Source organism: Emcibacteraceae bacterium, assembly GCA_041396985.1.
In the GTDB taxonomy this organism is placed as follows: Bacteria; Pseudomonadota; Alphaproteobacteria; order Sphingomonadales; family Emcibacteraceae; genus Pseudemcibacter.
Map to the genome: position 1 here is coordinate 614,443 of JAWKXO010000002.1, position 13,402 is coordinate 627,844.

Sequence of the window (13,402 nt, forward strand, 5' to 3'; positions counted from 1 at the left end):
GTTTAGGCAGGTGGAGAAAAATTCTCAAGTCCCGGCTGTTGGTCCTCCAGTTTTATACTAACCCCATTTTTTGAATAAAAGACTTCCACCCATTTTGGAACCAATTCATTATTGATATCTTCAATAATTGTTAAAATCATTTCTTCCGGTGACGGCCAGGCTTGCGTTAAAACCCTAGCCAAATAGTTTTTTATAGAAACATGATCAGCAATTAGCTTATCAGGTACAAAACACACTTTTAAATATATCGGTTCATTGATTTCAACAGATATAACCCAGTTTTTTCGTCCGTCTGGTATTGAAGTAACATCGATGATCTTGGTCATTTAAATTCTTTTCTCAAAATTTTTATTAATCGAAAGTGACTCAAATATTTTTTTTACTGAAATATTGGGCAGAGCGTTATCATTGATGATTAGTTCACCACTAAAGTCATTTTGCTTGAGAGCATCATTATAGCGTTGTGATAATTTTGTTTTAACGGCAAATGGTATCGTGTTTGCTGCTTTCAGAATTATATCAAGCGTTTTTCCTTTCAAAAGTCCGTCCAAATGGACCATACCAAATCTGCTGAACTTGATTTCAAGCATAAAACGTGTCGCTTTTACTTTCTGACTTTCCTCGTTTTCCTGATCTTTCTTACTTTTATTACGGTCGTCATTTGAAATCTGTTTAATCAGAATAGGTACCGCGGAAATATCAGATCCATTATGTATTGGTACCAGATATGGGCGCCACTCAGCCGTTGGCCTGTCCGTTGCCATTTGGGCTATTCTTGTAAAATCATGACCAATTCTGTCGATTATTTTTTCTGCACCAACCTGCTTTAATCTGTCACTCACTTCAGGTCCCAACCATACCCGTGCCGGATGGACCGCGTTAATGGCACTAAGAAAAAAAATTATTCCACTGGTAAGCTGTCCCGGATTTTGCATAGCGGGTATCCTGCTTAGAAAAGCGGATGCTTCGGCTGTTGAAGCAGAACCCTGAAGTGTGCTGAGGGCTAACCCTAAACTGCCCCAGTCTTCCTGAAGTTGGTCAATTGTCTGAGGCAGAAAATTTTCTATCCTGTTGCTTAGCTGGGTTGTGAGAGGGTTTAGGGGAAGTTCACCGCTGGTCGGTTTTCCACTTGTTACATTGATAGCCGAAGGCTGCTCTGAAATGGATGTTGTCGTTTCGGGATTTAATGGTAGCCTGTTATCCGTTAGATGATCAGCTGACAGGTGAGCAGGACTATTTTTTTCTACTGTAAAGCTGACAATTGTTCCTGGAATTAAGGGTAAATGGCTTTGAAATTTAAGTACGGATGTGGGGGTCGCCAAATAATACGTCTTTTCGTTATTTCCATCCGTTAGGTCAGGCTTTTTGGATAAAGTTGAAGCTAAACTCTGACCATAAAGGATTGCGGAAGATCTATTTGCCTGGGCTGCCGATGCAGGATTTTGATCTTTATTTATATTTCGGGCTGTATCAATGATAATACCTGAAATTACAGTATCATTTATACCTTGTTTTACATCGCCTTCATGTGGGCCTTCCAAAACAGATGATCTGGAAACTATGTTGTCGGGCGTTGCTTCTAAGGCCGTTTTTAATACTGCTTCTGTCTGGCCAGAGGTGTTTTGAGTTAGAAGTCCAGCTGGCTTCTCAGCTTGAGGACCATTAAAATTATTTTCTTCCGGTATCGCAATTGCAGCAATATTTAATTTTAAATTTTGACCGACACTGACATAATCCAACGGTGTTAGCGCATTCAGCTCTTTGATCACGGCTTCCGGCAAGCCTGCGGGAAGCACATGGTCTGTTCTGGGGACTGCCTTTATGACCTGTACGGGTATATTTTTTCCCAGAAGCTGCTCAAGTACAGATGCGGAAATACCAGAGGGGTTAGCTGTTCCATTCCCTGCTGCAATATCAGGTGAAATCTCCTGTATAAAAACATTTGATGAAACCTGACGTGGTGCAAGATTGGATGCTGCATCACGATTGGGGCTTAGCGCACCATAAACTGTGTAATTTGGTGAAGTTGTTGGTAGTGGGAGATTATCGAGTTTGTCGCCGATTTCTCTAGCAATACGCTCAGCTTTATAGAGTGTTGTTGCCTGATACTGGGACCGAATGTCAGCAATTCTGGTCTCAGCAGGCGGAGTAACAGGCGATTTTACTGGATTATTCTGCCCGGCAATTTCCGTGAGCGTTAACGATACGGGTATCGGTACCGGTTTTTTTGATGTGGTATTATTTTGTGACGATTCAATTATTTCTGCTTTAATTTCCTTATCTACGGTTATCACGCGTATTTCAATGGGCGTATCAGGTTTTAATTGTTTAATCTCGGCCGCAAATTTCTGATCAACATTGACAAGATATGTGCCGAGTTCTGATGTGATAACAGTTCTGCCATCTGCGTCCTGACCATTTACTGTTGCACTAAACCGGCTGCCTGAGTCCAGTTTTGCCAGCGTAGAAGCAAGTGTAACTGCCGGGTCATGATGTGAAATAACCTTTTCTTTTTCAGTTTCTGTACTTGTCTTTCCGGTTTGTTTGTCTGCGGACTGTTCTTTTGAAGTGCTTTGGTCAGAGGCCGCACTTAACCTGTTCACGCGGGCATTGGGGTCCTGCGCGTGTACGTCCGGTGGCGGCTGCGTTATTTCACTCATCTATCTTTTAGTCCAGTCTAAGTGAATGATTATGACCTAAGTCTACACCAGATCAGAGCTTTTTGGCAATTTCAATGACATTTTCCCCGGCAACGCTTTGCGGATATCGTCCCAGAAGAGGAGCCTGAGCCCTGATAGCATCAGCAACATGCTTGTCTCGGTTAATAACCCCGAGTAATTTTGGCGAGATATTAAGGAAGTTCTGACATACCTTAAGTATTTTTTCAAATGCTCGTCGACCTTCATTCTGATCTTCTGCCATATTGACGACAATTTGGATTTCCGCATCATTATTGCGCATATTATGCAGCTTAATAAAAGCATAGGCATCAGTAAGGGACGTGGGATCAGAGGTTATAACCACAATTACCTTGTCAGAAGCTCTGGCAAGAGTCATTACGGAATTCTCAACCCCGGCACCAAGATCCATAATTGTGTAATCATATTCTTCAGCCAGATTACAAATTCTTGCGCCCAGATCAATGAGCCTTTCAATTTTGAGAGAGGCGAGGGCGCCACTGCCGGATTGCCCTGATATCACATCAAAATTCAAGCCTGATGAAGCTTTGTCATAAATAGCGTCTTTTAGGGTAATTTCATTTGAAATGACCTGTCCCAGATCATGTGGTGGCATCAATCCCAATTGAATATCCACATTGGCAAGGCCAAAATCACAATCAAAGAGAAGTGTTTTCTTGCCTTTTTGTGCAAGAGCCTGACATAAAGTCGCGGCAAACCATGTTTTGCCTACACCACCCTTGCCTGAAGCAACCGTGATGAGATTATGTTGTAAATTATCTTGCGACTTATTCATCTCTTCATTCACTTTCAAAGTTAATAATTTTCTTTTCAGGAATTCTGGTAAGTAATTTTGCCAATTTCAAGGCGTCCAGGGGTTCAATTCCATCTCCGAGATAGGGCGTAATGCCAACCCCGGCAAATGCCATTTTGCCATTTTCTGCAACGGTTATTAGGCTGGCATAACGTCGGGCCACATCAATTTTGGTAGTGATAAATCTTTTAACACCAAGAGCAGCGTATGTTTCGCTTATTTCCCTTGCTTCAAATGGATCAATCCCAGCCTGTGTGACAAGGATAGGTTCAACATCCACTTTTGCTAGAAAACTGTGCAGCTCTGTCATTTCCTTTTTGCTGTACGGGTTATACCCCATGGTATCAATAAGTATTACTTCATTGTTTTTCCGGGCGTTCTTAATCGCCAGCACCAGATCATCGGGCTTTTCCGCTTCTGTGACATTGACTTTTAGTACGCTTGCATATCCTTCAAGTTGGGCAAGCCCGCCCGTCCGGTAAACATCGGTATTGATAAGATGGACATTTTTCCCACTTAATACGAACTGGCTGGCAATTTTGGCTGTGGTAATTGTTTTGCCAGCTCCTGGTGGACCGATCAGCATTAAAGGGCGCGGTGGGGCCACACTGGTTATCGGTTCAAAATGATACATGCTGGAAAGTGCGGATGCCAGTGTTAGCTCCGGCGTTTCACACTCTAGCGATTGACCAATGTCCAGCAGTTTAAGTTTAATACTGTCCGCCAGCCCATGATGGCTCAGGCTGCTTACCAGATCGACAGTTTCCCGTGCAATATATTCTTCTTCAAGCTCACGCAGTGACTTTTTTATTGGCGCTGAAACAGGGGCAGGTGCGGGGTTTTTGTGGGGATTAATTCTTGGGGCAGGTGCTTCAATAGCGGCAGTGACCTTTACCGTTACCTTGCCGCCGATTTTATGCTCGGTCGTATCAATGATGACCGCATCATCACCCAGCGCATCGCGAACATTCTTTAGAGCCTCTTTTATCGTTGGCGCACTAAAGATTTTAAGCTTCATTAACCCCACCCTCAATAGTTTTTAATTGAGCTTTCCTTATAACAACATTAATCAAAAAAAGCACTAAATCTGACCCAATGTTTTAATTTTGACTTTTGGATGAATTTCATTCTGGGAAAGAACAACGGTTGCCGGTCTGAACCGCTCAATGATTGATCTTACATAAGGGCGGATCATTGGGCTCGTCAGTAGAACAGGAAGTTCACCGGAATGCGCCTGATCTTCAAAAGTCATTCGGACCAGACCGATAAACTCCTGTAATTTGCTGGGTGCCATAGCCAGCTGTTTTTCTTCACCATTACCGACAAGACTTTCAATGAAATTCTGTTCCCATTCTGGTGAAAGGGTGATCAGGGAAACTATGCCATCTGAATCTGCATTATCATAACTGATTTGACGGGCTAGACGGGTTCTGACATGTTCCGTTACCATGACGATATTTTGTGTATAACCACTTGCTTCAGAAATGCCTTCCATGATGGTTGGAAGGTCTCTGATCGAAATTCTTTCACTTAGCAGGTTCTGTAATATGCGTTGAACACCGCTTTGTGAAATCTGTGACGGGATCAGATCAGAAACCAGCTTCTGATGTTCAGACGGTAAATCATCCAGCAGTTTTTGCACTTCAGCATAGGATAGAAGCTCTGACATATTATCCTTGATGACTTCTGTAATATGGGTCGTAATGACAGTTGAGGCATCGACGACTGTATAGCCACGAAATGATGCTTCCTCTTTCATACTCTGATCAACCCACACGGCCGGTAGACCAAATGCCGGTTCCTTTGTTGTCTCACCCTGAAGAGCAACGGGCTCGCCACGAGGATCCATCACCAGAAGCATATTGGGGCGTATATCACCCCGTCCGCATTCAGTTTCCTTAAGGCGAATGACATAGGTGTTGGCAGGAAGCTGCATATTATCAAGGATGCGAACCGAAGGCATGACAAAGCCCATTTCTGAGGCCATTTGTCGTCTTAACGCTTTAATCTGGTCGGTAAGCCTGACACCGGACTCGTCATTAATTAATGAAAGAAGGCTATAGCCAAGCTCAAGACGGATCGGATCAATGGCCAATGCCGTTGTAATAGGTTCTTCTACTGGTTGAGCTTCTCTCGCACGATCCTCAATTGCAAGTGTTTCAGCACGTTTTTCTTCTTCGACCTGTAATCTTGATATGGTAACACCAATTGTGGTGAGCAGTGCTGAGAAAAGAGCAAATGGGAAAAATGGAATTCCAGGCAGCCATGCAAGACAGAATAAAAGTCCGGCTGTAACGAAAATTGCCTTAGGGTTTTTAGATAGCTGCCCAAATAAGGCTTCGTTTGTTTTACCGGTAATGCCGGCTTTGGTAATGAGAAGACCGGCAGCGGTTGAGACTATAAGGGCAGGAATCTGACTGACAAGACCATCACCGATTGTCAATAATGTATAGGCGTTGGCAGCAGCAGAAAATGACATTCCATTCTGGGCCACCCCAATGATAATGCCACCAATAATATTGACGAATGTAATCAATAGCCCGGCAACGGCATCTCCACGGACGAATTTTGACGCTCCGTCCATTGCCCCAAAAAAGGTGCTTTCACTTTCAAGATCTTTACGGCGTTGCCGTGCCTGGTCCTCATCAATAAGGCCTGATGACATATCTGCATCAATGGCCATCTGTTTGCCCGGCATGGCATCAAGGCTAAATCTGGCTGCAACCTCCGCAATACGGCCGGAACCTTTGGTAATGACCATGAAATTTACAATGAGCAGAATAATAAAAACGATAATACCAATGACATAATTACCGCCCATTACGAAGGAGCCAAAGGCCGCAATAACGTTTCCGGCAGCTTCTGGTCCAGTATGCCCTTCTGTCAGAATAAGCCTGGTGGACGCCATATTAAGCGCTAGCCTGATCATGGTTGATATCAACAGAACTGTCGGAAAAGCGTTAAATTCCAGTGGCTTTTCAACAAAAAGACAAGTCATCAATATCATGATCGAAAAAGTAATTGATATTGTAAGACACATGTCGAGCAGCCAGGGCGGCATCGGCAAGATCAGGACAACCAGAATGCAGACGACCCCAAGGGCCATCATGACATCGGATCGGCCGGTAAAAATTCCGGTAATTCCGCCGGAGGCGTTATTTGCGGAAGTATCACTCATCTAAGTTATTGTTCCACATCATAAGCTGTCCATCTGCCCGTCACCCGGACTTGGAACATTTACGCCTTCTGACATGTAAATATTCAGTTTATTTCTCAACGTTCTGATTGAAATGCCTAAAATATTGGCCGCATGGGTTCTGTTGCCAAGACAATGTTTTAATGTATCAATAATTAAATCACGCTCTACATCGGAAACGGTTTTGCCGACCATACTGTTTTTGGAAAGTGGTCCTGTCCCTTCAGGTGCACTGCTGCTGTCTTCACCAGACTGTATATCAACATGTGGTTTGCCGTCTGGTAACAGTATATCATTCTTACCAATTTTTGCACCGGTGGTCAGCAGAACAGCGCGGTGTAATGTATTTTCGAGTTCTCTGACATTTCCCGGCCATGAATGGTTTATAAGCACCTGCATTGCCTCGTCTGAAATTTCTTTTTCAGGAATAGCATTAAATTCAGCATATTTTTTTGCAAAATGTTTGCAAAGTACTCTGATATCCTCGGGGCGTTCCTTTAATGGGGGAATGTTTAAATTGACCACATTCAGGCGGAAATGAAGGTCTTCCCGAAAGCGTCCCTGTTTGATTTCTTCCTTCAAATCCCGATTTGAAGTTGCCAGCACACGAATATTGACTTTTACAGGCCCGGAACCACCAACACGATCAATTTCACGTTCCTGAATTGCTCTGAGTAGTTTTGCCTGCAGGCGAATGTCCATTTCGCTAATTTCATCAAGGAAGAGGGTACCGCCGTCGGCTTCCTCAAATTTACCGATACGTCGGGCAACAGCGCCGGTGAATGACCCTTTTTCATGTCCAAATAATTCAGATTCAAGCAGATTTTCCGGGATGGCAGCGCAGTTCACGCTCACAAAGGGTTTGTTGGCACGTCTACTTTTGTTATGGACATAACGTGCCATAACTTCCTTACCAGTGCCTGATTCACCAGTAATCATAATGCTGGCCTCACTGGGGGCAATCTGATCAGCCAGGCTGACCACTTTCATCATGACGCGGTCCCGGTAGATAAATTCATGCTCATCTTTTGAAATTGCTGTCAGAACGGCAGCAATCAGTTCAGGGTCAGGAGGAAGCGGAATAAATTCTTTTGCCCCTGCTTTAATTGCGGCGACGGCTTCATCAGAATCATCACCAACACCACAGGCAACAACAGGTGTCGAAATGCGTTCCGATTCCAGCTGCGAAATCAGGCCGGCAATATCAAGCTTCACATCAACCATTAACAGATCAGCACCTTTTGAGCGAATGAGCTTAAGGGCTGTTTCAGTGTCAGGGGCGTGAATGACCTGTGCCCCGTTGTTAATAGCGATTTTTGATGCGGTACTTAACTGGTCTTGAAGTGATCCGACAATAATGAGACGCATTAAAACTTTCCTAAATCATTAATCAAAATAAGCTATCCTCTGATATTGAGGTAGCATGGCATTCAGCTGTATTTCGAGACGCCTTGGATTTTCTTCACGGCCGATTGAAAGAACTCCAACCATATAGAGTGAATTCATTACAGACTCGTTCTGATAATTCCGTTCGGCTTTACTGGCCAGAGGCAGTAAAATCATATGGGCAAGCACAGCACCATAAAATGTCGTGAGCAGGGCCACCTGCATTGCCGGGCCAATTGTGCTTGGATCACTTAGATTACCAAGCATCTGTACCAGACCTATTAAAGTCCCAATAAGGCCCATCGCTGGTGCAACCTCAGCACCGCGGCGCAGAAGATCCACACTTTTAGACTGGATGCTCTGTGTATAATTAATTTCCTGTTGTAATATTTTTTCTATTTCGTCAGGTTTTGTACCATCAACAGTAAGGTTAAGGCCCTTTTGCAGGAATGGTTCATGGTTCAAATTTTTGGCCACATTTGCCATTGCCAACAATCCTTCTGTTCTTGCCTTTTCCGCAATTTGTATCATTGAAACGCCGACATCACGAGGATCATGAGGCTTATAGACAAGCATATTAAGAAGGGCTTTTGGAATATTGATAAGATCTTTGATCGAAAAACTTACCATTGTGATGGCAACGGTACCGAATACCACAATAAGGATAGAAGGCGGGTTTAAAAATGCCATGGGTGAACCGCCAATAAATATGGCGGATAATACCAGGATAAAACCGAGAACGATGCCAAGAAGTGTAATCAAAATATCACCTAATCTTCTACTTTAATAATTTCCGTCATGGTTATCCCGAGTTTTTCTTCAACCAATACAACTTCACCACGGGCGACTAACCGGTTATTAACGAAAATATCAACAGCTTCTCCCACCTTTCGATCCAGCTCAAGTACAGCACCAGGGCCCAGCTGCAGTAATTTGGAGACTTGTAAATTTGTCTTTCCAAGTACGGCAGACACGCGAACCGGAACATCATAAATCGCTTCAAGGCTTTTTTCGTCAGTCTGTCCTTTCCCGGAACCGTTTGACGAAGCACCTTGGTTTTCTAGTTCCTGCCAGTCGACATTTTCTGTATCAGACATTAGCATTTTGTCCTTAATTTTTAGTTAGCTGCAGCAAAATTGCTCTTTTATAGTTTTGTTGTTTAGTATTAACTTCAAGTTTCCGGAAAATCATCCAATACGCTTTTATAAGAACCCTTGTGGTCAATATTACTTTCGGTCATTGACGGGGCATCAATAAATATCTGCACCGCTTCCTCAATTGATTTCATAAGTCCATCAAAATCTCTTTCCGCTCCCCCGTCTATCCATTCCACTTTACAGTCACTGATATTTGACATCGTGTCACTGATAAGAACAATCTGACCGTTATAATCACTTGATGTTTTTATTGTATCGATTTTCTTTCTGAGCATAGGGAGCATTTTTTCATCAACGCGAATAACCATTCGTGGTTCCGTTGGATTGTTTCTCATGCATTCCTCTACCAGATTTTCAATTTCTCTGATCGGTTTATCAGACACAATAGCAGGGGCTAGTTTCTGAATAATAGCCAGAACAAGGGCTGTTGCATTCTTTTCCATAATCGCAACCTGTTCTTCATGGCGGGCTAATAATGTTGAAAAAGAACTCCTGATATCCTCCAGAATTATTTCACAACTTTTTTCTATGGAACCGAGCGATTCAGAATATCCCTGCTCTTTTCCTTGCGCAAAAGCTTCATCACGGGCAAATTGCATTTTGCTCGAATAACCACCGCTGGAAGCGTCAGCTGAAAAGTCATCATCGAATGTAAATTTAACGGATTCCATATTATTTCTCTAATATACCAATTCTTCTTCGCCTTTTTCGGAAAGTATAATCTCCCCGGCATCGGCCAGGTCTTTGGCGACAGCAACAATTTCCATTTGGGCTTCATCAACATCTTTAAGTTTTACAGGGCCCATGGCCTCCATGTCTTCTTTAAGAATTTTAGCAGCGCGTTCAGACATATTGCTGAAAAATAAATCCCTGATTTTATCGGATGCCCCCTTCATTGCGAGACCAAGTCTGTCTTTGTCTATATTTCTCAGCAGTGTCTGTGCGCCAGTGGCATCAAGTTTCTGAAGATCTTCAAAAGTAAACATGAGCGCCCGAATTCTTTCAGCACTTTCCCTGTTCCGGTCCTCAAGGGCCGTAAGGAAACGAGCCTCCGATGCGCGGTCCAGATAATTGAAAATATCAGCAATGGTTTCATGGCTGTCTTTTCGACTGGTTCGGGCCAGATTGTTCATAAACTCAACACGAAGGGTACTTTCAACCTTATCAAGAATATCTTTTTGAACAGGTTCCATTTTCAGCATACGGTTGATCACTTCCATTGCAAATTCGTCTGGAAGAACGCTTAATACAGCAGAAGCATGTTCGGGCTTAATTTTGGAAAGGATGACCGAAACCGTTTGCGGATATTCATTTTTAAGATAAGTGGCAAGGACGACTTCATTTACATTGCCAAGCTTATCCCACATGGTACGTCCGGCCGGACCGCGTATCTCATCCATAATTTGCGATACACGATCATCAGGCAGCATTTTATGAAGCAGCCTTTCTGTGTTATCAAAGCTTCCTGTCAATGATCCTACTGAAGAGACACCATTGGCAAATTCCAGAAAAAGCTCTTCAACCACCTGCGCTTCAACGGTACCAAGCGATGACATTGCCAAAGAGAGCTCTTTGATTTCCTCATCATCCAGCAGACTCCAGATAATCCGACCATGTTCCTCGCCAAGCGCGATCATCAACGCTGCGGCTTTGTCATAGGAATTTAAGTCCTGTATTCGTGTAATGTTTCCCACTATTTATTATCCATATAGCCAGCTTCTAACAACAGCAACGGACTCGTCCGGATGCCGTTCAACAAGCTCACCCACTTTTTTCAAGGTGGTTGCCTGAATTCTTCCTTCTACAGCGGCGACGTCAATCGCCGCTTCCATACCCTGTTGCTGGGCAACTTCACGGGCGGAAATTCTGTCTTCACGTCTTACGGGCAATGGTGGTGGCGCAGGCGGCGCAAGTGCTGCCTGTTGCTGATCATAGCCGGTAATCTGCTGTTGCGGTGCATACCCGGCACCAGGGGCAACGGCACCTGCCAATTGCGCCTGTCTTGGCATTCCATCACCACTTTGCGATGTCATCATATAAGAAATAAGTGGTCGCAAGCCAAACAGGATAAGCAAAACAGATACGATAAAGAGCGTAGCTATTTCAGCAACACGCATAATATCTATATTAGCCAAATCAAACATTGACTTTTCAACTTCTGCTTCACCATAATCAATTGGTGCGAATTCCATATTAATGACGCTTACCGTATCACCGCGTGTTTCATCAAATCCGATTGTTGATTTAACCAGCTCTTCAATCTGTGTAATTTCAGCATCTGAACGGGGTTGATATGTGATTGGCGTTACGGTTCCATCGTCAGCAGTTTCGCCGCCCTGATAACGACCATCAACCAATACGGCGACGGATAGTTTTCTGACTGAACCAGCCTCATTAACCTGTGTACTGATTGTCTTGGAAATGCTGTAATTCGTAACTTCTTCACTCTCGGAAGAATTATTCTGACTTTGGATGTCCGGTCCTGTGTCTTCTGCAATGCCGGCATTGGGCAGGTTGTTTGCGACTGAAATTGCCTGGTCTTCTTCTGCATTTTGAACATCCGTAGAAGATTTTTCCCGCGTTGTTGTTGAAAGGACAACGGCTCCATCCGGATCATAAGTCTCCGAATTGCTGGTGGTTCTGTTCATATCCAGTTCTGCTGTTACTTCGGCTCTTACTTTGCCTTGGCCAACAGTTTTGGCAATCAGTTCTTCAATCTGTGTACGCAGCCTGTTTTCCAAAGAAATTTTCTTTTCTTCAATTGATGTTGCCAGCGAACCAACTTCACCTTCGGGAGAACTGCGGGCAAGCAGAGAGCCTTGCTGGTCAACAATTGAAATACGCTCCTGATTTAGCTCCGGTACAGCCGCCGCAACCAGATTTTGAATTGCGATAATTTGTCCGCGGCCAAGTCTGCCTCCTCTTGTCTTGATAAAAATAGAGGCGGACCCTTCGCGGCTTTCATTACTAAAAAGCCGTCTTTGGGGAAGAACCAGATGAATTCTTGAACTGGATACCTGGTCAATAGAATTAATGGTTCTTGCCAGTTCACCTTCCAGGGCACGCAGGCTGTTAATATTCTGCACAAAACTTGTCGTGCCAAGATTATCCTGATTATCGAAAATTTCATATCCGACGGAACCACCTGTATTGAGGCCCTGTGCGGCAATATCCATCCGAAGTCTGGATACCCTGTCTTTTGGCACCAGAATGGTACTTCCATCTCCAACGAGTTCGTATGGTATGTTCTGCCCTTCAAGATTCTGGACAATCTGAGAGCTGTCCGCCAGGTCAAGACCACTAAAAAGCAGTGACATTTGTGGCGTAGATAAACGCATCGTTAAAAATGCAAAGAAACCTATGGTAATTAAGGCGACAGTCGCCATAGCGGCTAGTCTCGGGGCGCCCAACGTCCTAAAGAATTCTGCTAAACCATTCACAATATTAATCCCTTGTATGTGATTTAACAAATAGACCCCGTTCTGTGTATCTATCTGATTCTTACTATTTTTTCGTTGGAGCACATTCTTGCTCAACTTAAGCTAAAGAGAGTGTATCAGCTCTTTAGTAAACAGAAAGTTAATACTAGGCAGATATTGCCTAGTTTAATTTTTTTTTCAAGAGACATTCGTAAAAATAATGCTTTTTATGCGAAAAAAAACCATTTTTATAAATCTAAGGTTGTGGCATGTTAATGTATGAATCGTTTAAGTGTTAAAAAAAATACCGCGTGGAAAAATTCCCGCGGTATTTTATCCAATTTTCTTGGCAAACAATTTTAATGATTTTGAATTTTACTCTTATCCTGACGATAGTCCTGTACACGTGTCGTGCGCAGACCAAGAAGTCCGTCTTCATCTATGGCTCTTTGCCATGAGAGGAACTCCTCAACAGAAAGGGTATATTTTCTGCAAGCATCTTCTAATGAAAGGAGACCACCCCTCACTGCTGCAACAACTTCTGCCTTTCTTCGGACAACCCACCGTTTTGTATCTTTCGGCGGTAAATCCTTCAAGGTTAATTGTTCACCAGTTGGCCCAACAACTGAATCTGTTTCTACCATATTTTTATTACTCATATTAGGTTATTTTTCCGGTAACTTGGATTAACGGTTACAAGAATATGACAAGTGTCTAAAAATATGATTAATGAACAGCGTAAATTTGTGGTG

At 43.4% G+C, this 13,402-nt stretch carries 12 protein-coding genes; all 12 read right to left on the reverse strand.

Going from position 1 to position 13,402, the window contains the following annotated elements; translation table 11 throughout:
• Window positions 1-2: 2 nt before the first annotated feature.
• The 12 genes from R3D86_07490 to R3D86_07545 all read right to left on the reverse strand — a co-directional run bounded on the left by R3D86_07490 (window position 3) and on the right by R3D86_07545 (window position 13,309).
• Entirely contained in the window at window positions 3-326 is a 324-nt protein-coding gene (locus R3D86_07490) for a hypothetical protein (GenBank protein ID MEZ5758048.1), read from the reverse strand.
• A complete protein-coding gene (locus R3D86_07495) occupies window positions 327-2,660 on the reverse strand; it encodes a hypothetical protein (protein ID MEZ5758049.1) in 2,334 nt (777 codons plus the stop codon).
• Between the two features lie 52 nt (window positions 2,661-2,712).
• Window positions 2,713-3,474: a MinD/ParA family protein gene (locus R3D86_07500; protein MEZ5758050.1), complete on the reverse strand. Its 762-nt coding sequence runs from the start codon at window positions 3,472-3,474 to the stop codon at window positions 2,713-2,715.
• 4 nt (window positions 3,475-3,478) lie between these two features.
• Window positions 3,479-4,510 (reverse strand): AAA family ATPase, encoded by a 1,032-nt coding sequence (locus R3D86_07505; GenBank protein ID MEZ5758051.1) that lies wholly within the window; start codon window positions 4,508-4,510, stop codon window positions 3,479-3,481.
• Between the two features lie 63 nt (window positions 4,511-4,573).
• Window positions 4,574-6,670: a flagellar biosynthesis protein FlhA gene (gene flhA / locus R3D86_07510; protein ID MEZ5758052.1), complete on the reverse strand. Its 2,097-nt coding sequence runs from the start codon at window positions 6,668-6,670 to the stop codon at window positions 4,574-4,576.
• A gap of 18 nt (window positions 6,671-6,688) precedes the next feature.
• On the reverse strand, window positions 6,689-8,056 hold the full coding sequence (locus R3D86_07515; protein MEZ5758053.1) for a sigma-54 dependent transcriptional regulator: 1,368 nt from the start codon (window positions 8,054-8,056) through the stop codon (window positions 6,689-6,691).
• Between the two features lie 18 nt (window positions 8,057-8,074).
• A complete protein-coding gene (locus tag R3D86_07520) occupies window positions 8,075-8,836 on the reverse strand; it encodes a MotA/TolQ/ExbB proton channel family protein (protein MEZ5758054.1) in 762 nt (253 codons plus the stop codon).
• Window positions 8,837-8,844: 8 nt separating this feature from the next.
• Window positions 8,845-9,177, reverse strand: a complete 333-nt coding sequence (fliN, locus tag R3D86_07525; protein ID MEZ5758055.1) for a flagellar motor switch protein FliN — start codon at window positions 9,175-9,177, stop codon at window positions 8,845-8,847.
• A gap of 68 nt (window positions 9,178-9,245) precedes the next feature.
• Window positions 9,246-9,902: a FliH/SctL family protein gene (locus tag R3D86_07530; GenBank protein ID MEZ5758056.1), complete on the reverse strand. Its 657-nt coding sequence runs from the start codon at window positions 9,900-9,902 to the stop codon at window positions 9,246-9,248.
• 9 nt (window positions 9,903-9,911) lie between these two features.
• The gene (fliG, locus tag R3D86_07535) at window positions 9,912-10,925 is read right to left on the reverse strand and encodes a flagellar motor switch protein FliG (protein MEZ5758057.1); all 1,014 of its coding nucleotides are present in this window, start codon (window positions 10,923-10,925) and stop codon (window positions 9,912-9,914) included.
• Between the two features lie 6 nt (window positions 10,926-10,931).
• Complete coding sequence (gene fliF, locus R3D86_07540) at window positions 10,932-12,671, reverse strand: flagellar basal-body MS-ring/collar protein FliF (protein ID MEZ5758058.1); 1,740 nt, start codon at window positions 12,669-12,671, stop codon at window positions 10,932-10,934.
• A gap of 338 nt (window positions 12,672-13,009) precedes the next feature.
• Window positions 13,010-13,309, reverse strand: coding sequence for a DUF1153 domain-containing protein (locus R3D86_07545; GenBank protein MEZ5758059.1), 300 nt, complete (start codon window positions 13,307-13,309; stop codon window positions 13,010-13,012).
• Window positions 13,310-13,402 lie beyond the last annotated feature (93 nt).